This is a genomic window from Conexibacter sp. CPCC 205762 (assembly GCF_030646155.1).
In the GTDB taxonomy this organism is placed as follows: domain Bacteria; phylum Actinomycetota; class Thermoleophilia; order Solirubrobacterales; family Solirubrobacteraceae; genus Conexibacter.
Genome location: NZ_JAUTDN010000060.1, coordinates 1 through 24,464 on the forward strand (window position 1 = coordinate 1; position 24,464 = coordinate 24,464).

The 24,464-nt window shown below is 75.0% G+C and carries 18 protein-coding genes; 14 read left to right on the plus strand and 4 right to left on the minus strand.

The window, feature by feature from the left end; translation table 11 throughout:
• Nucleotides 1–3,031 (minus strand): AAA family ATPase (locus Q7L73_RS26530; RefSeq protein WP_304715721.1); only part of this gene is annotated, 3,031 nt, incomplete at its 3' end.
• Nucleotides 3,032–3,166: 135 nt separating this feature from the next.
• Here Q7L73_RS26530 and Q7L73_RS26535 point away from each other — a divergent pair.
• The 10 genes from Q7L73_RS26535 (at nt 3,167) to Q7L73_RS26580 (ending at nt 17,027) form a co-directional block, all read left to right on the plus strand.
• Nucleotides 3,167–5,044, plus strand: coding sequence for a PKD domain-containing protein (locus Q7L73_RS26535; protein ID WP_304695756.1), 1,878 nt, complete (start codon nt 3,167–3,169; stop codon nt 5,042–5,044).
• A complete protein-coding gene (locus Q7L73_RS26540; protein ID WP_304695758.1) occupies nt 5,044–5,376 on the plus strand; it encodes a hypothetical protein in 333 nt (110 codons plus the stop codon). Before Q7L73_RS26535 ends, Q7L73_RS26540 begins: the two co-directional genes overlap by 1 nt.
• A gap of 163 nt (nt 5,377–5,539) precedes the next feature.
• A complete protein-coding gene (locus Q7L73_RS26545; RefSeq protein ID WP_304695760.1) occupies nt 5,540–7,186 on the plus strand; it encodes a sensor histidine kinase in 1,647 nt (548 codons plus the stop codon).
• Nucleotides 7,174–7,818, plus strand: coding sequence for a response regulator transcription factor (locus Q7L73_RS26550; RefSeq protein WP_304695762.1), 645 nt, complete (start codon nt 7,174–7,176; stop codon nt 7,816–7,818). The genes Q7L73_RS26545 and Q7L73_RS26550 overlap by 13 nt, the downstream gene beginning before the upstream one ends.
• A gap of 65 nt (nt 7,819–7,883) precedes the next feature.
• The gene (locus tag Q7L73_RS26555) at nt 7,884–8,642 is read left to right on the plus strand and encodes an SDR family NAD(P)-dependent oxidoreductase (protein ID WP_304695764.1); all 759 of its coding nucleotides are present in this window, start codon (nt 7,884–7,886) and stop codon (nt 8,640–8,642) included.
• 66 nt (nt 8,643–8,708) lie between these two features.
• Nucleotides 8,709–10,229, plus strand: a complete 1,521-nt coding sequence (locus tag Q7L73_RS26560; protein ID WP_304695766.1) for an NAD(P)/FAD-dependent oxidoreductase — start codon at nt 8,709–8,711, stop codon at nt 10,227–10,229.
• A 45-nt stretch (nt 10,230–10,274) separates the two neighbouring features.
• Complete coding sequence (locus Q7L73_RS26565) at nt 10,275–11,624, plus strand: DUF2254 domain-containing protein (RefSeq protein WP_304695768.1); 1,350 nt, start codon at nt 10,275–10,277, stop codon at nt 11,622–11,624.
• Between the two features lie 100 nt (nt 11,625–11,724).
• The gene (locus Q7L73_RS26570) at nt 11,725–12,348 is read left to right on the plus strand and encodes a DUF4389 domain-containing protein (RefSeq protein WP_304695770.1); all 624 of its coding nucleotides are present in this window, start codon (nt 11,725–11,727) and stop codon (nt 12,346–12,348) included.
• 17 nt (nt 12,349–12,365) lie between these two features.
• Complete coding sequence (locus tag Q7L73_RS26575) at nt 12,366–14,582, plus strand: DUF11 domain-containing protein (RefSeq protein WP_304695772.1); 2,217 nt, start codon at nt 12,366–12,368, stop codon at nt 14,580–14,582.
• A gap of 66 nt (nt 14,583–14,648) precedes the next feature.
• Complete coding sequence (locus Q7L73_RS26580; RefSeq protein WP_304695774.1) at nt 14,649–17,027, plus strand: hypothetical protein; 2,379 nt, start codon at nt 14,649–14,651, stop codon at nt 17,025–17,027.
• Between the two features lie 76 nt (nt 17,028–17,103).
• On the opposite strand, the gene Q7L73_RS26585 is transcribed toward Q7L73_RS26580, so the two are convergent.
• Nucleotides 17,104–18,036 carry an AraC family transcriptional regulator gene (locus tag Q7L73_RS26585; protein ID WP_304696221.1) on the minus strand — a complete coding sequence of 311 codons (933 nt, stop codon included), beginning with the start codon at nt 18,034–18,036 and terminating at the stop codon, nt 17,104–17,106.
• 82 nt (nt 18,037–18,118) lie between these two features.
• Here Q7L73_RS26585 and Q7L73_RS26590 point away from each other — a divergent pair, with 82 nt between their 5' ends.
• The 4 genes from Q7L73_RS26590 (at nt 18,119) to Q7L73_RS26605 (ending at nt 23,713) form a co-directional block, all read left to right on the plus strand.
• Nucleotides 18,119–19,270: an FAD-dependent monooxygenase gene (locus Q7L73_RS26590; RefSeq protein WP_304696219.1), complete on the plus strand. Its 1,152-nt coding sequence runs from the start codon at nt 18,119–18,121 to the stop codon at nt 19,268–19,270.
• An 89-nt stretch (nt 19,271–19,359) separates the two neighbouring features.
• Nucleotides 19,360–21,054: an FAD-dependent oxidoreductase gene (locus Q7L73_RS26595; RefSeq protein WP_304696217.1), complete on the plus strand. Its 1,695-nt coding sequence runs from the start codon at nt 19,360–19,362 to the stop codon at nt 21,052–21,054.
• 3 nt (nt 21,055–21,057) lie between these two features.
• The gene (locus tag Q7L73_RS26600) at nt 21,058–22,482 is read left to right on the plus strand and encodes an ATP-binding protein (RefSeq protein WP_304696215.1); all 1,425 of its coding nucleotides are present in this window, start codon (nt 21,058–21,060) and stop codon (nt 22,480–22,482) included.
• Nucleotides 22,483–22,534: 52 nt separating this feature from the next.
• Complete coding sequence (locus tag Q7L73_RS26605) at nt 22,535–23,713, plus strand: hypothetical protein (RefSeq protein ID WP_304696213.1); 1,179 nt, start codon at nt 22,535–22,537, stop codon at nt 23,711–23,713.
• Nucleotides 23,714–23,758: 45 nt separating this feature from the next.
• On the opposite strand, the gene Q7L73_RS26610 is transcribed toward Q7L73_RS26605, so the two are convergent.
• Both Q7L73_RS26610 and Q7L73_RS26615 read right to left on the minus strand, forming a co-directional pair.
• On the minus strand, nt 23,759–24,154 hold the full coding sequence (locus tag Q7L73_RS26610) for a BlaI/MecI/CopY family transcriptional regulator (protein WP_304696211.1): 396 nt from the start codon (nt 24,152–24,154) through the stop codon (nt 23,759–23,761).
• A partial coding sequence (locus tag Q7L73_RS26615; RefSeq protein ID WP_304715722.1) for a hypothetical protein occupies nt 24,151–24,464 on the minus strand: 314 nt, incomplete at its 5' end. The genes Q7L73_RS26615 and Q7L73_RS26610, both read right to left, overlap by 4 nt.

The following is a 24,464-nucleotide window of genomic DNA, read 5'->3' on the forward strand; positions in this document are numbered from 1 at the left end:
GCAGCCGCTCGGCGCCGCAGGCGAGCAGCTCGGCCTCGGCGGCGCGCAGGACGGTCGCGGCGCCGTCGCGGTCGCCGGCGGCGATCAGCGCGCGGCCGGCGAGCAGCCGCGCGCGGCCGCCCTCGACCGGCGCGCCGAGCGCGGTCAGCGCGTCGGCGGCTGAGGCGGCGAGCGCGGCGGCGTCGGCGGCGGCGTCGGTCGCGAGCAGCAGCTCGGCCTCCGCGCAGGCGGCGACGGCGCTGCCGAAGGGGATCGGGAAGTCGCTCGACGCGGCGCGGGCGCGGGCGCTCCAGCGCGCGGCCGCGACGTGGTCGTCGTGCGTCAGCGCCGCGCGCGTCAGCAGCGCGAAGCAGACCGCGCGCCAGCCCGGGTAGCAGCGCGGCAGCTGCTCGCCGCCGGCCAGCTCCAGCAGCACGGCGGCGGCGCGCTCGCCGCTGCCGTGCGCGATCAGCACGCTCGCGAGCGCCCAGCCGCAGCCGGCGCCGATCGTCGAGGGGCCGAGTCGCCGCGCGAGCGCGACCGCCTCCTCACCGGCCTGCAGCGCGCTGCCCAGCTCGTCGCGCGGCTCGCGCGTCATGCAGAGCGCGTACAGCGGCCACAGCAGCGGCGGCTCGCTGCCGGTGCCGCGCGCCTGCTCGACCGCGGCGTCGGCCAGCTCGACCGCCTCCGGCAGCCGGCCGCAGCTGCCGAGCGCGACCGCGTGCCCGACCAGCAGCTCGGTCGTGAGCGCGCCGCGCCCGCTCGCCCGCGCGATCGCGACCGCGCGCTCGAAGCTGTGCGCGGCGGCGGCGAAGCGGCCGCTGAACCAGTCGCACCAGCCGAGGTAGAGGAAGGTCTCCAGCCGCGGCGCGAGCGCGGCGTCGTCGAGCCTGGCGACGAGCGCGGCGGCCGTCTCGCCCAGCTCGACCGAGACGGCGACCGCGCCGAGCGAGTACTCGGCGAACGCGAGCGCCGCCGCGGCCGTCGCGCCGGCGGCGTCGTCCCCGAGCTGGGCGGCCGTCTCCCGCGCCCGCGCCGCGCAGTCGCGCATCAGCGCGAAGTCGGCCTCCAGCGAGGCGTGCGCGGTCAGCTCGAGGCGCAGCGCGAGCGCGAGGCGGGCGGGGGCGGGGGCGGCGGGCGCGGCGAGGGCGGCGTCGGCGGGCGCTCCGGCGGCGCCGGCCGATGCGGGCGCCGCCTCGTCGAAGCGGGCGAGGGCGGCGAGCAGGCGGGTGCGGGCGATCGCGTGGCGGCCGAGCAGGCGCTCGACGGCGGCGCAGCCGGCGGTCGCCTCGACGTGCACGGGCGAGTCGGGCGGGGTCGCTGCCAGCAGCTCGAGCAGGACCGCGTGCGCGGCGTCGAGGCGGCCGGCCGCCGCGAGCGCCTGCGCCAGCGGGCCCAGCAGCGCGATCCGCTCCGGGGCGCTGTCGCCAGGCGGCAGCAGCCGCAGCGCAGCCTCCAGCCAGCCGGCCGCGGTCGCCGGGGCACGCGGCGCGACCTCGGTCGCCGCGGTACTCAGCAGCGCGACCGCCGCGCGGTCGCCGCGGGCCGCCGCCTGCTCGACGTGATGCGCCTGAGCCGGCGCGCCCGCGCCCCACTCGCGCAGCAGCGCCGCGGCGCGGCCGTGGGCGGCGCTGCGCCAGCCGGCGCTCGTCGCCGTGTGGACCGCGCGGCGCACGAGCGGATGGCGGAAGCCGACCCAGCCGGGCGCGGCCGGAGCCGCGGCGGATGCGGGGGTCGCGCGGGAGCCCGCGCGCGCGACGGCGGATGCGGCTGCCGACGGGAGGGCCGCGCGCGCGGCGGCGGATGCGGCTGCCGACGGGAGGGCCGCGCGGGTGGCGGCTGAGGCGGCTGCGGCCGGCAGGGCCGCGCGCGCGGTCGCGGAGGCGGTCGCCGCCGCCGGGCGCAGCAGCTCGGCGGCGAGCAGCGCGTCGAGCGCCGCCGGCAGCCGCTCGGCGTCGAGGCCGGCGACCTTGGCGGCGAACGAGGCGTCGGTCGGATCGCCCGCGACGGCGGCGCCGCGCAGCAGCGCCAGCGCGTCGTCGGGCAGCAGCGCCAGCTCCGCCGCGAGTGCCGCCGCGACGGCCGGCGGGACCTCGCTGTCGAGGTCGCCGCCGCCGGCGGGCACGGCGCCGGCACGCGCCCGTGCGCGAGCGAGCTGCAGCAGGTAGAAGGGATTGCCGCCGCTGTCGCGCAGCAGCTCGTCGCGCACGTCGGCGTCGAGCTGCGCCGCACGCGTCGCGCCGGTCGCATCGACTCGTGCGCCGTGCGCCGCGCCCGCGTCGGCGTCTCGCGCGCCGGCATCGACCCGTGCGCCGGCGGCGTCGGCGTGCCCGAGCAGGTCGCGCAGCAGCCGCTCGGCCGCGCTCGCGTCGAGCGGGGCGAGCGGGAGCGCGAGCGCCTGCTCCTCGGCGCGCGCGGCGGCGAGCGCGCCGGCCAGCCGCGGGTCGAGCTGGGCCGAGCGGTGGGCCAGCACGAGCACGACCGGCGCGCGCGGCGGGCGCCGCACGAGCGCCGCGACGAGCGCCGCGGTCGCGCTGTCAGCCCATTGCGCGTCGTCGAGCAGCAGCACCAGGCCGCCAGGCACCGCGAGCCGCTCCAGCAGCCCGCGGACGGCGCGCTGGAGCCCGTGGGGCGTGCCGGCGCCGTCGGCGAAGGCGCGCAGCGACGGCAGCGCGATCGCCAGCTCGGCCAGCTCGTCGCGCTCCAGCCGCGCCAGCCGCGCGGGGTCGAGCGCGCCGAGGTGGTCGTCGAGCGCGTCGGCCAGCAGCGCGTAGGGCAGCTCGCGCTCGAACTCCGAGCCGCGCCCGGACAGCACGAGCGCGCCGCGGGCGCGGGCCTCCTGCGCCAGCCGCGTCAGCAGCGCGGTCTTGCCGATCCCGGGCTCGCCGGAGATCGCGACGATCGTGCCGTCGCCGGCCGCCCCGCCGCCGGCCGCCCCGCCGCCGGCCGCGACGCCCCCGCCGCCCCCGAGCCGCGCGAGCACGTCGTCGAGCAGCGCGAGCTCCCGCTCGCGGCCGGCCAGTGGTTGCACGTTCTCGCGATCGAGGCGCATCGACGCTCGCGAGTGTGACCCTCACCGCCGCGGATCACAAGCCGGTTCGCCGCCACGGCCCGGCGCGGGCGGTTCCGGGAGCGGTTCAGGGGCGCGGCCGTTGTGCCGAACCGCCGCCGGCCCGACGATCGACCGATGCGTCTGATTCCGTCCGCCGTCCTCGCGACGGCGCTGATCTCACTCCTGCCCACCGCCGCCGCCGAGGCGAAGGACTACTGCGTCGCGAAGCCGAGATGCACCGGCCCGAGCGTCCCCGCCGCGCAGCTGCAGGCGTCGCTGACGGAGGCGCAGTCCAACGGCACCGCCGACCGCTTCTTCCTCGGCGACGCGATCTTCGCCGCCGGCCCCTACGTCTACAACTCCGCCGAGCCGGTCGAGATCGCGGGCGTCAGCGGCACGACGCTGCAGTCGAGAGTCGACGACAGAACCGTGCTGTCGGTCTTCGGCACGGCGGCGACGGTCCGCGGCCTGAAGCTCGAGCTGGTCCGCCCGGCCGGCGCCGCGCTGCAGCTGGTCGGCGCCAGCGCCAGCGACATCACGGTCGTGCAGACGCTCGGCAACTCCGCCGGGGTCGGCGTCGTGCTCAACGACGGCGCCTCGCTGACCGGCTCCTCGATCGCGATGCACGAGGGCACGACGCCGGCGGTCGGGACGCTCTCCGGCGCCGGCTCGGTCAGCGACTCGATCCTCTCCTCGGCGGGCGCCGGCGCCGCTGTCGTCCAGGGCGGGCAGCTGACGGTGCGCCGCGCGACGATCGCCGCGTCGCTCGGCGTGCAGGCGTTCGGCGGCAGAGCGATCGTCCGCGACACGCTGATCGACGGCCGCGCCGGCGCTCCGGGCGGCATGACCGCCGGGCTCGCGGCGCTGGCGCAGAGAGGCAACGTCGCGGACCTCGACGCCGCCCGCGTCACGATCGTCGGCGGCAGAGAGGACGGCAACGCGGCGATCGGCGCCTACGCGGTCGGAGCGGACGGCGGCGTCAGCACGCTGCGGATCGCCGACAGCGCGATCAGCGGGACCGGGGTCCCGCTCGTGCGCGTCGCGGAGAGCGGCGGCAGCGCGACCGTCGTCGCCGACCGCGTCGCTCATCGCGACCGCGTCCCCGGCGAGCCGTTCGAGGGCGGTCCCGGCACGACGACCGAGACCAACCGCCTGCCCGCCCCGACCGGCTTCGCCGACGCCGCCAGAGGCGACTTCCACCTGACCGCCGGATCGCCGCTCGTCGACGCCGGCGACCCGGCCTTCGCGCCCGACGCCGTCAGCGACCGCGACGTCGCCGGCGCGCCGCGGCTCGCCGACGGCGACGGCGACTGCACGCCGCGCGTCGACGTCGGCGCCTACGAGTACCAGCGCGTGCTGCCGCACGCACGCGCCACCGCCGCCAGCGCGAGCGCGCAGACGGGCGCCGCCGTCGCCTTCTCGGCCGCCGGCTCGTGCGCCGCCGACCCGGCCGCGCCGCTGACGTTCGTGTGGCAGTTCGACGACGGCGGCAGCGCGGCCGGCGCCGAGGTCGCTCACGCCTTCGCGACGGCAGGCGCCCACACGGCGACCGTGACCGCGATCGACCCGGCCGGGAAGAGCGCCGCCGCCAGCGCACAGGTGACGATCGCCGCCCCGCCCGCGCAGCCGGGCCCGGGGCCGAGAACGGGCAGAGGCGCCGATCGCACCCCGCCGCGGCTGACCGCGCTGCGCGCGCCGAGACGGATCGCGGCCGGCAGAGCGCTGCCGCGGCTGCATGCGCGCAGAGGCGCGCCCGCGTTCGCGTTCACGCTCTCCGAGCGCGCCACGGTGCGGCTGCGGTTCGCGCTGCGCGGGCGCGGCGGGCGCTACCGCACGCTCAGAGCGGGGCTGACGATCAGCGCCGCGAAGGGCGCCAACCGGCTCGCCTTCGGCGGCCGGCTGAGCAGACGCGCGCGGCTCGCGCCCGGCAGCTACCGCGTCACGCTCGTCGCGACCGACGCCGCCGGCAACCGCTCCAAGCCGGCGACGGCGACCTTCCGGCTCGCGCGCTGATGTTCGGGCGCGATCGCAGAGTGCGCAAGCACGGCCTGCCGGCGGAGGCGACGGTGCTGTCGATCGAGGACCGCTCCGGCCGCTCGGCCGACACGCTGCGGCGCTGGCGCCATCGGCTCGACGTGCGCCCGGCCGACGGCAGCGAGCGGTTCGAGGCGGAGGTGACGGCGGTCTTCGGGATCTCCGGCCTGCGCCCGCGCGAGTACGACGTGCTGCGGGTCAGATACGACCCGGCGACGCGGCGGGTCGTCTTCGACCTCGACGGCGACCCCCGCTACGACCTCGACGCGAGCACGCGCCAGTCGCTCGAACGGCTGCGCCCGCGCGGCTGAACGCGCCATCCCGCCGGCAGAAGCAGACCCAGGTCCCCTGTGCCGGCGGGCGGTCGTCTTCTAGGCTGGCGCGATCGCCGCTCTCGACGCTCCTCCCGCCTCCGCGCCGTCCCGCGCGGCGATCCCGGCACGGCGCCTGACGCTGCTGCTGTCGGTCGCGCAGGTGACGGTCGCCGTGCTGCTCGCGGGCCTCGGCGAGCTGGCGCTGCTCTACTCCGGCGCGAACGCGCCCGACCCGCCGTTCGCGGCGGCGCTGTTCGTGCTCGGCGCGTGGATCTATGCCGCCGCCGGCGTGATCGCGTGGCTGCGGCGGCCGAGCAGCCTGATGGGGCTGCTGCTGACGGGCGGCGGCTTCCTGTGGCTCGGCGCGGGCCTCAACAACACGACGGTGCCGGCGCTCGTCGCCGCCGGCCAGATCGTCCAGACGCTCCCGATCGCGCTGCTGATCCACCTGCTGCTGGCGTTCCCCTCGGGCCGGCTGCGCAGCACCGCGGCGCGCGTCACGACGCTGGCCGCCTACGTCATCAGCCTCGTCGGCCAGATCCCGCTCTACCTCTACAGAGCCGGCAGCCCGCTGATGGTCGCCGATCGGCCCGACCTCGTCGATGCCGGCCGCTGGACGCAGCGCGGCTTCGGGGCGGTCGTCGTGCTGAGCGCCTGCGTGCTGCTGGCGCGGCGGTTCCTCGCCGCGCCGCCCGCGCAGCGGCGCGTGCTGGCGCCGCTGTCGCTGTACGGGATCGTCGCCGTGCTGGTGATCCCGTTCAACTCGCTGCTGAGCGAGCTGATCGCCGACCCGATCATGCGCGCCAACGTGCAGCTGACGGTGATGGCGCTCGTGCCGATCGCGTTCGTGCTGGCCGCCACGCTCGGCGGCTTCGCCCGCACCGGCGACGTCGAGGAGCTGGGCGCCCAGCTCGGCACCGGCGGCCGGCGGCGGCTCACCGACCTGCTCGCCGAGACGCTCGGCGACCGCAGCCTCGAGCTGCTGTTCCGCGTCCCCGACACCGACGGCTGGGTCAACGGCGACGGGGTCTTCGCGGTGCCGCCGTCGGCCAACGGCCGCCGCGGCGTCGTCGAGGTCGAGCTGGCGGGCGAGACGATCGGCGCGATCGCCTACGACGCGACGCTGCTGACGCGGCCGGCGGAGGTGCGCGAGGCGGCGCGCGTCGTCGCGCTCGCGCTCGACCGCGAGCGGCTCACGGTCGAGCTGCGCGTCTCGCGCGCGCGGCTGGTCGAGGCCTCCGACACGGAGCGGCGGCGGATCGCGCGCGACCTCCACGACGGCCTCCAGTCGCGGCTCGTGCTGCTGGCGGTGCAGGCCGGCGTCGCCGGCGGCGCGGCGGCGGAGCTGCACGACGAGATCCAGACGGCGATCGACGAGCTGCGCGCGCTGGTCGACGGCGTGATGCCGGCGGAGCTGACCGAGCGCGGGCTGGCGGCGGCCGTCGAGGCGCTCGCCGACCGGATGCCGACGGCGGTCGCGCTCAGCTTCGAGAGCGCCCACGCCGACCGCCTGCCGCCGCTGGTCGAGAGCACCGGCTACCTCGTCGTCGCGGAGGCGCTCGTCAACGCCGTCAAGCACGCGCGCGCCGACGAGCTGGCCGTCAGCCTCCGCTGCGGCGCCGACGACTGGCTGCGGATCGAGATCAGCGACGACGGCATCGGCGGCGCGCGGATCGGCCGTGCCGGCGCCGGCCACGGGCTGCGCTCGATGGTCGATCGCGTCGAGGCGCTCGGCGGCCGGCTGCGGATCGACAGCGCGACCGGCGCCGGCACGTGCGTGCGGGTGGAGCTGCCGTGCGCGTCGTGATCGGCGAGGACCAGCTGCTGATGCGCGAGGGGCTGTCGCTCGTGCTGGAGCGGGCCGGCTTCGAGATCGTCGCCGTCGCCAGCGACGGGGAGGAGCTGGTGCGCAAGGCCTCCGCCCACCGCCCCGACCTCGTCGTCGCTGACATCCGGATGCCGCCGACGCACACCGACGACGGCCTCAGAGCGGCGCTGGAGCTGCGCCGCAGACGCCCGGGGCTGCCGGTGCTGGTGCTGTCGCAGTACGTCCAGCGGCGCTACGCGGTCGAGCTGCTGGAGAGCGGCGAGGAGGGCGTCGGCTACCTGCTGAAGCAGCGGATCGGCGACATCGACCGCTTCGTCGGCGACCTGCGGCGGGTGATCGCCGGCGGCTCGGTGCTCGACAGAACGGTCGTCGCCGCGATGCTCGACCGGCCGCGCCGCAACGACCCGCTGGAGCGGCTGACCGAGCGCCAGCGCGAGGTGCTGGAGCTGATGGCCGAGGGCCGCTCCAACGCCGCGATCGCCGAGCTGCTGTCGATCTCGGAGAAGGCGGTCGTGCGGCACGCGTCGCACATCTACGACGAGCTGGGGCTGGAGCGCAGCCCCGACGACCACCGCCGCGTGCTGGCGGTCGTGCGCTTCCTGTCGGCGTAGCGATGAGTTTCGGCGGCGGCGGCCGTCTCTGCTCGCGAGACCTCGAACCGAACGGAGCGCGAGCGATGTCCCTCAACGGCAAGAACGCAGTCGTCTACGGCGGCGGCGGAACGATCGGCGGCGCCTGCGCGGAGGCGTTCGCGCGGGCCGGCGCGCGCGTCTTCCTGGCCGGCCGCACGGCGGCGAGACTGGAGGCGGTCGCGGCGCGGATCGAGGCGGCCGGCGGCCGCGCCGAGACGGCCGTGCTCGACGCGACCGACGAGCAGCAGGTCGACGAGCACGCCGACGAGGTCGCCAGGAGCGCCGGCTCGCTCGACATCTCGATGAACGTGATCCAGCACGGCGACGTGCAGGGCACGCCGATGGCGGAGATGGCGGTCGAGGACTACCTGCAGCCGGTCGCGACCGCGGTCCGCACGAGCTTCCTGACCTGGCGCGCGGCGGCCCGCAACATGGCCGGCAGCGGCGGCGGCGTGATCCTCGTCTTCGGCGGCTCGGGGCCGGCGATGCGCGGGTACTCGCTCGGCGGGCTGCAGGTCGCGTTCGAGGCGATGGAGTCGATGCGGCGGCAGCTGTCGACCGAGCTGGGGCCGCAGGGCGTGCGCGTCGTGACGCTGCGCAGCGGCGGGATCGCCGAGTCGTTCCCGGCCGGCTTCGACGGCCGCGAGCAGCTCGTCGCCTCGCTCGACGCGATGACCCTGCGCGGCCGCGCGGCGACGCTGTGGGAGGTCGGCGAGACGGCCGCCTTCTGCGCCTCCGACGCCGCCGCCGCGATGACCGGCGCGACGATCAACGTCAGTGCCGGCGCGTTGATCGACTACTGAGCGCCTACGCGCCCGGTACGCGGCGGTACCGGCGCCTGACGCTCGCCACTCGGGCACCATTGAGCAATGGAGCCCGAACATCTCGACGTGCTGATCGTCGGTGCCGGCCTCTCCGGCATCGGCGCCGCCTGCCACCTGCAGGCCGAAGCGCCCGGCAAGTCGTTCGCGATCCTCGAATCGCGCGCGAGACTGGGCGGGACATGGGACCTCTTCCGCTATCCCGGGATCCGGTCCGACTCCGACATGTTCACGCTCGGCTACGACTTCAAGCCATGGACGGCGGCGAAGGCGATCGCCGACGGCGACTCGATCCTCGACTACATCGCCGCGACCGCGCGCGAGCACGGCGTCGAGCAGGCGATCCGCTTCAACCACCGCGTCGTGCGCGCCGAGTGGTCCTCCGCCGACGCGCGCTGGACCGTCACCGCCCGCCGCACCGACGGCAGCGACGCCGACCCCGGCGCGGGCGAGCTGGTCACGCTCACCTGCGACTTCATCTTCGGCTGCACCGGCTACTACCGCTACGACGAGGGCTACGCGCCGCAGTTCGCGGGCAGCGAGCGCTTCAGAGGCGAGCTGATCCACCCGCAGCACTGGCCCGAGGGCTTCGACCACAGCGGCAAGCGCGTCGTCGTGATCGGCTCCGGCGCGACGGCCGTCACGCTCGTCCCCTCGATGGCCGAGCGCGCGGCGCACGTGACGATGCTGCAGCGCTCGCCCAGCTACGTCCTCTCGCTGCCGGCGAAGGACCCGATCGCGGACGTGCTGCGGCGGCTGCTGCCGCAGAGAGTCGCCTATCCGATCGTGCGCTGGAAGAACGTCTTCCTCAGCTCGCTCGTCTTCCAGCTCAGCCGCCGCGCACCGAGATTCATGAAGAAGGTGATCCGGACGGGCGTCGCACGGCAGCTGCCGGACGGGTACGCCGTCGACACCCACTTCGCGCCGACCTACTCGCCGTGGGACCAGCGCCTCTGCCTCGTCCCCAACGGCGACCTCTTCAGATCGATCCGCTCCGGCCGCGCCTCGGTCGTCACCGACCGCATCGAGACGTTCACCGAGCGCGGCCTCAGACTCGCCTCCGGCGCCGAGCTGGAGGCCGACGCGATCGTCACCGCGACCGGCCTCAACCTGCTGCTGCTCGGCGGCATGTCGATAGCGGTCGACGGCCAGGAGGTCGACCTCGCCAAGACCGTCGGCTACAAGGGCATGATGTTCAGCGGCATCCCCAACATGGCGCTGACGATCGGCTACACGAACGCCTCCTGGACGCTCAAGGGCGACCTCGCGGCGCACTACCTCGCGCGGCTGCTGAACCACATGCGCGACAACGGCTACGACAGAGTCGAGCCGCTCGCGCCCGACCCGACGCGGCCGACCGAGCCGTTCATCGACCTCAGATCGGGCTACGTGCTGCGCTCGATCGACGAGCTGCCGCGCCAGGGCGAGAGAGCGCCGTGGCGGCTGCACCAGAACTACGTGCTCGACGTCGCGCTGCTGAAGCGCGGCGCGATCGAGGACGGGGCGCTGCGCTTCACGCGGGCGGGCGCGACGACCATGGCGACGCCGCCCGCGCAGGCCGTCGCCTGAGCCGCGCGGCGCCGACCGCGGCGCCGCGTAGGCTGACGCCCCACGATGGCCGCCGACGGCGACACGCCGCAGCCGCCGCGGCAGCAGCTGTCGGCGCGCGAGCGCAGCCGCGCGTGGCGGCTGCGCTTCCGCCTGCGCGAGACGAGCGCGCGCAGCCTCGTGCTGCTGCCGTGCCTCTATATCGTCGCGGCGCTGCTGCTCGGCTGGGGCGTGCCGCGGCTGGAGGGCGAGCGCGACCTGCTCGGGCTCGACCTCGACCCCGACACCGCCCGCACCTTCCTCTCCTCGCTCGCGAGCGGGATGATCGCCTTCGCCGGCCTCGTCGTCTCGATCGCGGTCGTCGTCGTCACCTTCGGCGCCAGCCAGTACACGCCGCGGCTGCTGGCCGTCTTCCGCCGCGACCCGGTCGTCAAGCACGCGCTCGGCGTCTTCGTCGCGCCGACGATCTGCGCGCTCGTCTCGCTGCGCGACATCGGCCGCGACGGCGCCACGACCGTCCCCAGCCTCACGCTCGGGATCAACCTGCTGCTGCTGATCGCGGCGCTGCTGGCGTTCTTCGCGCTCGTCAGCCGGCTGATCGACCTGCTGCGCCCACGGCGGGTGATCGCCCAGGTCGTCGCGCGCGCCGGCGCCGCGATCGCCGAGACCTATCCGTTCCCGCTCGCCGACGGTCCGCCGCTGCCGCTGCGACCGCTGGCGCCGCCGGGCGCGCTCGTCCGCCACGAGGGGACGGCCGGCGTGCTGAGCGCGCTCGACCGCGGCCGTGCGGTGCGGGCCGCGCAGGCGGCCGGCGTCGTCGCCGAGCTGGCGGTCGGGATCGGCGGCTTCGTGCCCCGCGGGGCGGTGCTGTTCCGCGTCCACGGCGACGCCGCGGGGCTCGACGCGGCCGAGCTGCGGCGCGCGGCGCTGCTCGCCGACGAGCGCACGATCGGCCAGGACCCGGCGTTCGCGCTGCGGGCGATCGTCGACGTCGCGCTGCGCGCGCTCTCGCCGGCCGTCAACGACCCGACGACGGCGGTGCAGGCGCTCGACGGGCTGGAGGAGCTGCTGCGCGAGCTGTCGACGCGCGACCTCGAGCGCGGCCAGCTCGCCGACGCGGCCGGCGAGCTGCGGCTCGTCGTCCCCAACCCCGGCTGGGAGGCGCTGCTCGACCTCGCCGTCACCGAGATCCGCGTCTACGGCGCGGAGCAGCCGCAGGTGATGCGGCGGATGCGCTCGCTGCTGCTGAGCCTGCGCGAGCAGTCGCCGCCCGTCCGCGCCGCCGCGCTCGACGCCCAGCTGGCGCGGCTGGACGCCGTGCTGGAGCGGGCCTATCCCGACCCGGTCGAGCGCTCCCACGCCGCGCAGGCGGACCACATCGGGATCGGCGGGGAGGGCACCTCTGCGCCAGACTGAGACGCCTACGCGCCAACTTCGTGGCGAACCACCGCCGGAAGGTCGATAACCCGGTCGACGCCGCCCGGTCGGTGGCGGCGAGACCAGGAGGTAGTTGCCTATGTATCCCGTGGCCTACGAGGCCGATTACGTCGAGCGCCAGAGCCGGCTGATCACCTTTTTCCGCGGCCTGCTCGTGATCCCGTGGCTGCTCGTCGGGATCTTCTGGGGGCTGGCGGCGTATGTCTGCACGTTCATCGCGTGGTTCGCGATCGTCTTCACCGGTCGCTACCCCGACGGCCTCTACCAGCTGAACGCGAAGGCGCATCGTTTCGCCGCCCGCGTCAACGGCTTCTACAACCTGCTGACCGACGAGTGGCCTGCCTTCGACGGTGACGAGCACCCCGAGTACCCGGTGCGGCTCGTGATCCCGGCGCCGCTGCCGGAGTACAACCGCGTGAAGACGCTGTTCCGGATCTTCCTGATGATCCCGGTGATGATCATGGCCTACATCTTCAGCCTGCTCGTCAGCATCATCGTGATACTGAGCTGGATCGTGATCCTGTTCACCGGCAAGCAGCCGCGCGGGCTGTTCGACCTGATCAAGATGGGGCTCACCTACATCGCGCGCGCCGGCGTCTACTACGGCCTGCTGACGGAGGCGTTCCCGCCGATCTCCGGCGAGGACCAGGGCGACCCGCTGCCCAGCTCGCCGCCTCCGGGAGGGATTGCGCCGACGGCCTGATCGGGTAACACCGGAAGATGGTTTTCCGGGGACGGCGGGTGCGCCGGCGCTGCGGGTCGGGAGTCGCTCTCCTGCTCGCCGCGCTCGCGCTCGCGCCGCCCCCGGCGACGGCCGCCGACGACTCCTCCAACCGGCTCGTCACGTTCGCGGCGCGCTACTGCCGCGCCTACACGGACATCGCTGCCAACCGCGCCCGCAACAACATCCAGGAGAGCCTGCGGGACCTCGGCGCGGACACGCTCTACGTCGGCGGCGAGGCGGTCAAGCCGTCGAAGGAGCTGCTGCAGCAGCCGAACTGCATACCGCTGCCGAACTGGCGCTTCACGCTCGGCACGGGCTATCGGACGAGAGCGGTGACCGGCCCCTGGGGCGCGCTGTCGAAGGTCACCAGCCCGTTCGCGACGAGCATCGTCACGAGAGACGCGATCGCCCTGCTCGACGTCGACGGCCACGACACCGGCGAGACGCTGCGCGGCGCTGTCACCGTCGAGCTGACGCCGCAGCAGGCGAGACTGGCCGCGCAGGGCAGCACGCTGTGGCTGCAGGGCGGCCTGCCCGACGACCCGGTGCTCGACAGAGCGTTCCCGTCGCAGTACGGCTTCGGCGCGCTGCGCTGCGCGATCGACAACCTCAACGGCGACAACGTCGAGTTCGTCGCCTTCCCGAGCGGCGCGCGCCACGTCTTCTGTTACGCCTACTACGTCACGCCGCCGCCGACGGCCGGCACGATCGTCGTGCGCAAGGAGGTCGACGCCCCTGGCACGAACGCGCTGACGCCGTTCCACTTCAGCGGCAACATCTCCTACACGGTCGACCACGACTTCACGCTCACCGCGGCTGACGGCAGGCCCGACGCGGCGACCTTCCACCGCGCCGCGACCGGCGCCGGCGACGCCCCCTGGAGCTTCTCCGAGGACGGCCTCTCGGGCTGGCAGCGCGAGGCCGTCCGCTGCGTCTCGGAGACGAGACAGAGCGCCGTCGCGATCGCTCCCGGCGGCGAGGTGCAGGTGAGGCTCGCCGCCGGTGACGTCGTCACCTGCACCTACGTCAACCGCGTCGCGCCGCCGCCCGCCGGGCTGGCGCTGTCGAAGGTGACCCAGGGCGGCGTCGGCAGCTTCCCCTTCACGCTCGCCGGGCCGCAGGACGCGCGCCAGACGCTGACGACGCGCGCCGAGGACGTGCCGGTCTCCGGCGACCCGCTCGCGCTCGCGGCCGGCGCCTACCGGCTCGACGAGACGCTGCCGAGCGGGCCCGGCGGCAGCTGGGCGGTCGAGCGCGTCGTCTGCGACGGCAGGACGGTCGGCGACGCGCTGCCGCTGACGGTGACGCTGCGCTCCGGCGAGGGCCGCGCCTGCCTCGTCGCCAACCGCTTCACCCCGTCGGGCTCGATCGTGCTGCGCAAGACGACGGTCGGCGCGACCGGCACGGCCGGCTTCGTCGTCCGGCCCGCCGGCGCCGACCCCGGCGGCGACACCTGGGTCCAGCGCGCGAGCACGACCGCCGCGGGCGTGCCGGCGACGGCGAGAGGCGAGGACACGAGCGCGCTCCCGCTCGGCAGCTACGAGATCGTCGAGACAGACCCGCCCGGCAGCGCCGGCGGCTCGTGGGCGCTCGACGCGATCGTCTGCAACGGGCAGCCAGTCGGCAGCGCGCAGGGGCGGGTGGTGCTGACGCTGACGGCCGCCGCGCCCGACGCCGACTGCACCTTCGTCAACCGCTTCGCGGCGACGCCCGAGCCGCCGCTCGTCGTGCCGCCGGCGCAGCCGCCGACGCCGCCGACGACACCGCCGGAGGAGCAGGGCAGAGGCGGCGTCGCGGGCGTCGTCGAGGCGAACGGGCCGATAGCGCGGCTGTCGATCTCCAAGCGCGTCTCGCCGGTCGTCGCGCGACCGGGCCAGCTCGTCCGCTACACGATCGTCGTCGTCAACCGCGGTCCCGACCCGGCGACGGAGGTGAGCGGCGTCGAGGTGCGGCAGGCGCCCGTCGACGTGCTGCGCGTGCAGATCTCGCACGGCCGCTGCGACGCGCGCAGACGGCCGGTCGTCTGCCGCGTCGGCCGCCTCGGCGTCGGCAGACGCGCGCTCGTGACGGTGCTGACGCGCGCCGGCAGACCAGGCCGCTTCGTCAACCGCGTCGCCGTCAACGCCGCCACCGCCGACCCGGACCTGCGCGACAACAGAGCCGCCGCCGCGCTGCGCGTCGTGCGCCCGGCCCCGCCGCGCTACACCGGCTGAGCAGCCACTTGTGAAGAAACGGCTGCACGCCGCAACGTCCCGTGAAATCTGGTGTTGTCTGTTCACGTGCGGGATACGAACGAGACGACGGGACGCGCGCGGCGACGCGTCCCGCTCGCCGCGGCGCTGCTGGTCAGCCTGCTCGCGGCGATCATCACCACCGCCGCGGCGGCGCCTGCCCGCGCCGTCGAGCTGGGCATATCGGACTCGAACGCGACGACGCTCGCGGAGCGCTGGTGGGACGGCCTGAACGTCAAGCGGATCCGCGTCGTGCTGCCGTACGACGTCGCGCTGGAGAGCGTCGGACCGGCCGGCGCCAGACGGCGTGAGGAGTTCGACCAGCTGCGCGCCGCGGCGCCCGCCAAGGGCGTCAGCCTGATGGTCTCGTTCGGCCCCTCGGCCGACCTGCGCGCCCCCAGCGGCGACGCGCTCGCGCCGACGCTGCAGCAGTTCGCCGAGGGCTTCGCCGCCTTCCGCACCGCCTATCCGGACATCACCGAGATCGCGCCCTGGAACGAGCCGAACAACCCGGACGGCCGCACCTATCCGCTCGCCTCCGACCCGGCGCTGGCGGCCTCCTACTTCCTGCAGGTGCAGGCGACCTGCGCCGGCTGCACCGTGATCGCCGGCGACTTCGCCGGGATCTCCGGCGACGACGCGTACTTCAACGCGTACGCCGCCGCGCTGAACGGCGCGATCCCGGCCGTCTGGGCCTTCCACGCGCACAGCGACGTCAACTCGTTCCAGCAGCCGAACGGACCCGACTCGGCCCGCGTCGCGCGCTACTACCTCGGCAAGCTGCAGGGCCCGTACGCGAACGCGCGCATCTGGATCGACGAGGTCGGCGCGCGCTACCGCGACGCCTCCGGCCAGCTGTGGGGCGACGACTCGCAGTCGGCCGCGACCCAGTTCCTGCTCGGGCTCGGCACGCTCGACCCGCGGATCGACCGGATCTACTACTACAACTTCTCCAACCAGTGCACGACCGCCGGCCGCTGCGCGATCCAGGACCGCGGGCTCGTCTCGCCGGCGCCGATGGACGGCAGCCCGCTCGACTACGACACGCCCGACCGGCCGCGCAGCGCCTACAACGTCTACGCCGCCGGCGGCCCGGTGATCCAGCCGGCGCAGCTGGTCCCGCCGGTCGTCACGATCGACACGCTGCCGCAGGCGGCCTCGGTCCGCGTCCGCACGCCGCTGCTGGGCGGCGCCGCCGCCGTCGGCGGCCGCGCCGCGACGACGCTGTCGCTGCAGATCTTCTCCGGCGTCTCCGGCACCCAGAGCAGCACCCCGCTGCAGACGCTGACCGCGACTGTCGGCCCCGACGGCCGCTGGTCGGTCAGACCGACCGCGCTCGCCGACGGCGCCTACACCGCGCGCGCGACGCAGGTCGGCAACCCCAGCTCCTCCGGCGTCAGCCAGGACCTCGCGTTCAGCATCGACACCGTCCGCCCGACGGTCAGAGTCGCGACCGCCCCGCCGGCGCAGACCGGCGCCCGCACGGCGACCGTCAACCTGACGCCCTCCGACGCCGGCTCGACCTTCCAGTGCAAGCTCGACAGCGCCAGATGGGCGCCCTGCACGTTCCCGCTGCAGCTGACCGGCGTCAGACTCGGCGCCCACGCGCTGCAGGCGAGAGCGACCGACCCGGCCGGCAACGTCCAGCGCAGACCGACGGTCGTGAGCTGGCGCGTCGTCTCGCTCCAGACCGCCCTGCTGCCGCGCGTCGCGAGCCTCTCCGACGCCGTCCGCGACGGGCTGCCGCTGTCGACCTCCTGCGCCGACAGCTGCCGCATCGACGCGCGCGTCTACGTGCCCCGCAGCGAGGCCGCCTCGGTCGGGCTGACCGGCCGCGGCCTGTCGAAGAACGACCCGGCGCGGCCGAAGGGCGACTACCTCGTCGTCGGCGGCGCCTCCGCCAAGCGCTCGCGCGCCGGCGCGGCCGAGCTGGCGCTGAGACTGCGCTCCGGCTCCGCCGCGCGGCTCGGCCGCACGCGCCAGGTGACGGTGCGGGTCGGCTTCACGCTGACGCCGAAGGGCTCCAAGCCGACGGCCGTCTCGCGCACGGTCGTGCTGACGCGCGGCGGCGCGGTCAGACTGCTCGCGACGCAGGGCTACCCGGTCACGGTCGCCTGCGCCAGCTCCTGCGCGGCGCGCGCGACGCTCTACGCGCCGGCCGCGCTGGCGAAGGCGCTGCGGCTGTCGACGCTCTCCGGAAGCGGCAGACTCGGCCTCCCGCGCGGGCGCTACGCGAAGCTCGGCGAGCGTGTCGTCAGACTCGCCAGAGGCGGCGGCTACGACGTCTCCATCGAGCCGGCGCTGCCGAGAGCGGCCCGCACGCGGCTGGCGCGGCAGGGCGTCGTGGCGGTCCGCGGCGTCGCCCGCACGCGCCTGGTCGGCACCGACCCGCGGCTCGTCGGCTGGCCGCTGCGGCTGCCGCGCTGAGGCCGGCGCGCGGCGGTGCGCCCGCCGCGCCGCCCGTCGGCGCCGCTCCGCGCCGTGCCGTGCCGCGGCGCCGCGCCTACGCCGCCTGCCGGTGCTGCTGCGGCGAGATGCCGCGGACGCGCTTGAAGGCGGCTGACAGCGCGAAGGCGCTGGAGTAGCCGACCTGCTCGGCGACCGAGGCGATCGTCGCGCCCGGCTCGCGCAGCAGGTCGGCGGCGAGCGCGATCCGCCAGTCGGTCAGGAACGCCATCGGCGGCTCGCCGACCAGCTCCGCGAACCGCCGTGCCAGCGTCGCGCGCGAGACGCCGACCGCGTCCGCGAGCGAGGCGACCGTCCACGGCTTCGCCGGCTCGTGGTGCAGCAGCCGCAGCGCGGGCCCGACGATCGGGTCGCCGTTGGCGCGGTACCAGGCCGGCGCCTGCGCCTCCGGCCGCGCGAACCAGGCGCGCAGGACCGCGATCAGCAGCAGGTCGAGCAGACGGTCGAGGACCGCCTCCTGTCCCGGCTCGTCCTTGACGATCTCGTCGGCCAGCAGCGGCACCAGCGGGCAGCTCCACTCGTCGGCGGCGAGCACGATCAGCCGCGGCAGCGCCCGCAGCAGGCGCAGGCTGACCTCGCCGTCGAGCGCGTAGCTGCCGGTCACCAGCACGGTCTCGCCGTCGGCGACGTTGCCCCAGGAGCGGACGCCCTGGATCTCCATGATCGGCACCGCGACGCCGTCGGGCGTGCGGCAGTCCTGGCCGGGATCGACGACCGCCTGCACCGGCGTCGCCGGGTCGTCGGCGACGAGGTACGGGTCGGGCCCGCGCATGACCGCGACGTCACCCGGGCCCATCCGCACCCGCTCGCCGTCGTCGTAGACGACCCACGCCGACCCGCGCACGACGGCGGCGAGCGTCAGCGGCGCCTCGTCCTCGATCCGCAGCGACCAGGGCGGATCCATCGTCGAGCGCAGCAGGAAGGCCCCGCGCGCTCGCGGTCCGTCGAGCAGGCCGGCGACGGCGTCCATGACCGGGATCGTAACGTCGCGGCCGCCGCTGCCGATAGACAGGGAGACGACGGGCGAACCGAACGGAAGGCAGGAGAGAGGGATGGCGCAGATCGGCAAGGCTGTGATCGCGGGCGGCGGGGTCGGCGGGCTGACGCTCGCGCTGGCGCTGACGCGCGCCGGCGTCGAGGTCGAGGTGCACGAGAAGTACGACCACCTGCAGAGCCGCAGAAGCGGCTTCACGATCTGGTCCTACGCGATCAGGCACCTGCTCGACCTCGGCGTCGACGGCGACCGCCTCGCGCAGGAGGGCTCGGCGATCGAGCGGACCGAGATCCGCTCCCGCCACGGCAGACTGATCGAGTCGCTGCCGGTCGGCGAGGCGTCGCGCAGACTCGGCGCGCCGACCTACGACATCCAGCGCGCCGGCCTGCAGGCGGCGCTGATCGAGGCGCTCCCCGACGGCGTCCTGCGGCTCGGCTCCGAGGTCGTCGGCGTCGAGCAGGACGGCGACTCGGCGACGCTGCTGCTGGCCGGCGGCGGCCGCGCCAGCGGCGACGTCGCGATCGGCTGCGACGGCGCGCATTCCGTGCTGCGCGACCTCGTCACCAGGCACGAGCACGCCTTCCACTACTCCGGCTTCGGCGGCTGGTCGGCGGTGATCCCGTTCACGCACGAGCTGCTGCCCGCGCGTCACCACGTCGAGATCTGGGAGAAGGGCTCCAAGGGCGGCGTCGCCGACGTCGGCGGCGGCAGCGCGCGCTGGTACGCGCTCCACCGCGCACCCGAGGCCGACAAGGACAAGCCGGTCGTCAAGGACGAGATCCTCGCGCACGTCGAGGGCTGGTACGAGCTGCTGCCGGCGGCGATCGAGACGACGCCGGTCGAGCAGATCGTGCGCACCGCGCCCGGCGACATGGACCCGCTCACGAGCTGGGTCGACGGCCGCATCGCGCTGCTCGGCGACGCCGCCCACGCGACCACGCCGTTCGCCGCGATGGGCGCCTGCATGACGATCGAGGACGCCGCGACGCTCGCGCCGCTGCTGGTCGCGAGACCCTACGCGGAGGCGTTCGCGGAGTATCAGGAGACGCGCAAGCGAAACGCCGACGCGGTCGTCAAGCACGGCCGCACGATGGGCCACGTCTCGCAGCTGAAGAACGGCTTCGCGCTGTGGCTGCGCGACGAGTTCCTCGCGCACGTCCCCGACAACCAGCTGGAGCAGATCGCGACCGACATGGCGTCGGGCAGATAGCGACCTGCCGGCGGCGCGCGCCCGCGGGCGCGCGCCGCCGTGTGAAGCCCGCTTGTCAGCGCGCGCGGGAGTGCTAGCTTCACCCCCGCATGAGTTCGCTCGCTGACACCACCACCAACACCGGCGAGCGCGAGCGCGAGCGCCGCCCGGTGATCCTCGCCGTCGACGACGAGCCGGCGGTCCTCGCCGCCGTCGCGCGCGACCTGCGCCGCGGCTTCGGCGAGCGCTACCGGATCATGCGCACCTCCAGCGGCGCCGAGGCGCTCGACGTGCTGCAGCAGATCCGCGCCCGCGGCGAGCAGGTCGCGCTGCTCGTCGCCGACCAGCGGATGCCCGGCATGGAGGGGACCGAGTACCTCGCGCAGGCGCGGCAGATCGTCCCCGACGCCAAGCGCGTGCTGCTGACCGCCTACGCCGACACCGAGGCCGCGATCGCCGCGATCAACGAGGTCTCGCTCGACTACTACCTGATGAAGCCGTGGGACCCGCCGGAGGAGCAGTTCTTCCCCGTGCTGGAGGACCTGCTGACGACGTGGGAGTCGGGCGCGGCGCTGGAGGCCGGCGGCGTGCGCGTGCTCGGCCACCGCTTCTCGAAGGAGTCGCACGACCTGCGCGACTTTCTCGCCCGCAACCGCGTCCCCGCGCGCTGGCTCGACGTCGAGCGTGACAGCGAGGCGCGTGAGCTGCTGAGACTGGCCGCCGTCCCCGCCGACCGCCTGCCGGTCGCGCTGCTGGAGGACGGCACGGTGCTGGAGCGGCCGTCGGTGCTGGAGCTGGCCGAGCGGCTCGGCGTCGTCGGCGTGCCGGCCTCCGACCACTACGACCTCGTGATCGTCGGCGGCGGCCCGGCAGGGCTCGCGGCCGCCGTCTACGGCGCCTCCGAGGGCCTGCGCACGGCGCTGGTCGAGCGCGAGGCGCCCGGCGGCCAGGCCGGCCAGTCGAGCCGGATCGAGAACTACCTCGGCTTCCCCGCCGGCCTCTCCGGCTCCGACCTCGCCCGCCGCGCCGCCGACCAGGCGAGGCGGCTCGGCGCCGAGCTGCTGACGATGCGCGACGCCGCCAGGCTGCGCGTCGAGGGCTCGGGCCGGATCGTCGAGCTGACCGGCGGCGCGGAGCTGAGCGCCAACTGCGTGCTGATCGCCTCCGGCGTCTCCTACAACCAGCTGCGCGCCCCCGGCTTCGCAGAGCTGACCGGCGCCGGCATCTACTACGGCGCCGCGCTGACCGAGGCGCGCTCCTGCCGCGACCAGCACGTCGTGATCATCGGCGGCGCCAACTCCGCCGGGCAGGCGGCCGTCTACTTCGCCAGCTACGCGAAGCAGGTGACGATGCTCGTGCGCGGCGCGTCGCTCGAGACGTCGATGTCGCACTATCTGATCGAGCAGCTCGCGGCGCTCCCCAACGTCGACGTGCGGACCGGCACGCAGGCGATCGGCGCCGAGGGCGAGGACGACCACCTCGCGCGCCTGACGATCCGCGGGCCGGACGGGTCCGAGACGACCGAGCAGGTCGACGCCTGCTTCGTCTTCATCGGCGCCGCGCCGCGGACCGACTGGCTGGAGGGCGTCGTCACGCGCGACCAGAGAGGCTTCATCCTCGCCGGGCCCGAGGTCAAGGGCAACGGCTGGCCGCTCGCGCGCGACCCGTTCCTGTTGGAGACGAGCGTCCCCGGCGTGTTCGTCGCCGGCGACGTGCGCGCGCGCTCGATCAAGCGCGTCGCGAGCGCCGTCGGCGAGGGCTCGATGTCGGTCTCGCTCGCGCACGAGTACCTGGCGGAGGCATAGACGATGACCGCGCACGCGACCGCGACGATCGAGGACCTGCGGACGATCGACCTGTTCGAAGGGGTCGACGACGAGACGCTGCAGCGCTGGGCCGACGCGACCGAGGTGCGCGAGCTGCCCGACGGCGAGGTCGTCGCCGAGGTCGGCCAGGAGGGCCACGGGCTGCAGCTGATCCTGACCGGCCGGCTGCGCGTCTACTCGGTCGGCGAGGACGGCCGCCACGAGCCGGAGGGCGACCAGCTCGCGCCGACCTGGATCGGCGCGATACCGACGCTGACCGGCGGCTGGCACAAGGTCCAGATGGTCTGCGCCGGCGACGTGCGCGTCGCCCGCATCGGTCGCGAGCCGTTCGTCGAGCTGGTGCTGCAGACGCGCCCCGTCTTCGACCTGCTGATGCGGACGGTGCGGCCGGTCGTCAGCAAGGCGGCGCAGCGGGAGGCCAACCGCGAGCGGCTGGCCGCGCTCGGCACGATGGCCGCCGGCCTCGCGCACGAGCTGAACAACCCGGCCGCCGCCGCCAAGCGCGCCGCCGCCGACCTCGCCGAGACGCTCGTCACCTTCGAGACGTTCGTCGGCAAGCTGGTCGAGGCCGGCGTCGAGCGCGGCGAGGCGGCGAAGGTCGTCCACCTCAAGGACGAGCTGCTGGAGCGCTCCAGAGAGTGCGAGGAGAAGAGCACGCTGGAGGCCGCCGACGCCGAGGACGAGCTGCTCGACCGGCTGGAGGAGCTGGGCGTCAGCAACGCCTGGCGAGTCGTCGGCCCGCTCGCCGCCGCCTGCGCCGACGACGACTGGCTGACGCGCACCGCGACCGTCGCCGGGGACGTCCTCGACGAGGTGATCATGTGGGTCGCCGCCTCGCTGCAGGCGCACACGCTCGCCGACGAGCTGGCCGAGTCGACCGACCGCATGTCGGAGCTGGTCAGAGCGGTCAAGTCGTACGCCTACATGGATCGCGGCGAGGTCGTCCAGGCCGACGTGCACGAGGGGATCGTCACGACGCTGATGGTGCTGAAGCACAAGTGGAAGCACCAGTCGATCGCGCTGGAGAAGAGCTTCGACAAGACGCTGCCGAGAATCACGATGTACGGCTCGGAGCTGAACCAGGTCTGGACGAACCTGATCGACAACGCGATCGACGCGATCGGCGAGTCCGGCACGATGACGATCACGACCCGCCGCGACGGCGACTGCATCGTCGTCGACGTCGGCGACGACGGCCCCGGCATGCCGCCGGAGGTCGCGAGACGGATCTTCGACCCCTTCTTCACTACGAAGGAGGTCGGCAGCGGCACCGGCCTCGGCCTCGACGTCGCCCGCCGGATCGTCGTCAACCGCCACGGCGGCAGCATCAGCGTCGACTCCGAGCCGGGCAGAACCGTCTTCCACGTCTGGCTGCCGATAGACCAGAAGAAGAAGCTGGCGAAGTAGCGCGGGAGCTCCCCGATGCGAGCGGGCGGAGGCGCACCTAGCGTCGCCGCCCATGTCCAAGAAGATCTGTTCGACCGTCGCGCTGGGTCTCGTCGCCGCCGGCGCGGCGCTCGCGGCGCCGGCCGCCTCCGCCGCCCCCGTCGCCGAGCTGAGACTGTCGCAGGCGAGACCGTCGCCGGCGCTCACCGAGCTGACGCTGCGCGCGACCTGCGCCGAGGCCTGCACGCTGAGACTGACCCAGCTCAACGTGATCCCGTTCAGCACCCGCGGCGGCGTCGAGCAGCTGGCCAACGCGGCGACCGGCGAGCTGTCGGCCAGCCGCAGGCTGCCGGCCAGAAGAACGGTCACGATCACCGTCGCGGTGCCACGCGAGGTCCAGCGCGCGGCCGCGACGGCGGCGCCGAGAGGGATCGCCTTCGTCGGCCACCTCGTCACCGAGGTCACCCCGGCCGGCGGCGGCGAGCCGGTCGAGCTGCCGCGCCAGTTCACCGTCACCACCCCCGGCACGCCGTCGCCGGTCCCGGCCTCGCCGTACGTCGACGCGATCGCGCTGCCGAGACAGACGACGAGAAGAACGCCGAGCGCGCCGCCGCGCTACTCGATGACGCTCACGGGCGTGCAGACCTCGTCGTGGTCCTACGACCGCACCCGCACCGACGGCGGCTGCACCGTCCTCGACCGCGGCAGCGGCAGACAGACGCTGCGGTTCAGATCGATCAGACCGAAGACCGTGCAGCAGGTGTGGTGGAGAACGGGCGAGCTGGAGCTGCAGCAGGTCGGGATGAGCTTCAGCGGCATCTTCATGCCGATCCGGATCGAGGCCGAGCGCGACAGCAGCGCCGACAAGGGCGCGCAGGGCGACTGCGGCGGCCCCGTCGGCGGCGGTGGCGGCGATGGCCAGCGGGAGTGCGTGAGAAGAGGCAGCGCCGAGATCACGCTGATGGCCGGCTACCTGGAGAAGAAGCCGGTCTTCGACGTCGGCTCGACGGTGCTCAACTGGAGAGAGCCGTCGAGCGTGCCCGACTGCCCGGTCGAGTACGCGGGCGCGCCGACGCTGCGCGACCCGCTCGACATCCTCAGCGCGAGCACCAAGCCCGGCGAGGACCTGACCAGAGGCGGCAGCCCCGGCAAGGTGATCATCGTGCTGAGAGCGAGAGACGTGACGAGACTCGACGGCGGCTCGGTCACGACGAACGTCCGCACGACGGTCACGTTCAGAAAGCTGAAGTAGCCGGGCGAGGGTCGCTCCGCGCGAGCCGGCGGGCGGCGGGCGGCCTCAGGCGGGTTCGTCGGCGCCGCGCGCGAGCCGTTCGAGGCGCGCGCGGCGCTCGTCGTCGAGGTCGCCGACCTGGCGCGCGAAGTGGACGAGCGCGGCCTCGCCGTACTCGCCGACGAGCGCGTCGACCTCGGCGCGGGCGCGTGCGGCGCGCCAGGCGTCGCGGTCGAGCGCGGCGGCGTAGCGGTCGCTGCGGCCGTCGCGGCGGCGGACGAGCAGACCCTTCTCGTGCAGGCGCGTCAACATCGTCATCACGGTCGTGTAAGCGCGCTGCTTGCCCTCGCCGGCGTTGAGCGCGTCGAGCACCTCGCGCACCGAGACCTCGCCCCCGGCGGCCCAGACGGCCTCCATCGTCTCGCGCTCGGCGCCGACGACGTTGGGCGGAGGCGTGCTCATCGGCGAGACGCTACCGCGAGCGTGATCAGGGCGGCGGCGAGGCAGGAGGCCGCGAGCAACGGCGCCGGACACAGCTCCATCCCGAAGGCGGCGACGTGCAGCAGGTGCCCGCTCGTGTGCTCGAACGCGACGACCGGCAGCGCCAGCAGCAGCCCCAGCAGCGCAAGCGTGGCCGCGAGCGCCGTCCCCAGCGGCGTCCAGCCGAAGCGCGCGCTCAGCCCTCGCGCGCCGGCACCGTCGCGCGCGTCCGCGCCGGCCGGGCCAGCATCGCCCGCGCCGCCTACACCCGCGCCCGCGCCGCCCGCGCCCG

What these genes read in the sequence shown, in the direction of transcription:
- Q7L73_RS26535 (WP_304695756.1), top strand. Translation starts at nt 3,167, where the DNA reads ATGCGTCTGATTCCGTCCGCCGTCCTCGCGACGGCGCTGATCTCACTC.
- Q7L73_RS26540 (WP_304695758.1), top strand. Translation starts at nt 5,044, where the DNA reads ATGTTCGGGCGCGATCGCAGAGTGCGCAAGCACGGCCTGCCGGCGGAG.
- Q7L73_RS26555 (WP_304695764.1), top strand. Translation starts at nt 7,884, where the DNA reads ATGTCCCTCAACGGCAAGAACGCAGTCGTCTACGGCGGCGGCGGAACG.
- Q7L73_RS26560 (WP_304695766.1), top strand. Translation starts at nt 8,709, where the DNA reads ATGGAGCCCGAACATCTCGACGTGCTGATCGTCGGTGCCGGCCTCTCC.
- Q7L73_RS26565 (WP_304695768.1), top strand. Translation starts at nt 10,275, where the DNA reads ATGGCCGCCGACGGCGACACGCCGCAGCCGCCGCGGCAGCAGCTGTCG.
- Q7L73_RS26570 (WP_304695770.1), top strand. Translation starts at nt 11,725, where the DNA reads ATGTATCCCGTGGCCTACGAGGCCGATTACGTCGAGCGCCAGAGCCGG.
- Q7L73_RS26575 (WP_304695772.1), top strand. Translation starts at nt 12,366, where the DNA reads ATGGTTTTCCGGGGACGGCGGGTGCGCCGGCGCTGCGGGTCGGGAGTC.
- Q7L73_RS26585 (WP_304696221.1), bottom strand. Translation starts at nt 18,036, where the DNA reads ATGGACGCCGTCGCCGGCCTGCTCGACGGACCGCGAGCGCGCGGGGCC.
- Q7L73_RS26590 (WP_304696219.1), top strand. Translation starts at nt 18,119, where the DNA reads ATGGCGCAGATCGGCAAGGCTGTGATCGCGGGCGGCGGGGTCGGCGGG.
- Q7L73_RS26595 (WP_304696217.1), top strand. Translation starts at nt 19,360, where the DNA reads ATGAGTTCGCTCGCTGACACCACCACCAACACCGGCGAGCGCGAGCGC.
- Q7L73_RS26600 (WP_304696215.1), top strand. Translation starts at nt 21,058, where the DNA reads ATGACCGCGCACGCGACCGCGACGATCGAGGACCTGCGGACGATCGAC.
- Q7L73_RS26605 (WP_304696213.1), top strand. Translation starts at nt 22,535, where the DNA reads ATGTCCAAGAAGATCTGTTCGACCGTCGCGCTGGGTCTCGTCGCCGCC.
- Q7L73_RS26610 (WP_304696211.1), bottom strand. Translation starts at nt 24,154, where the DNA reads ATGAGCACGCCTCCGCCCAACGTCGTCGGCGCCGAGCGCGAGACGATG.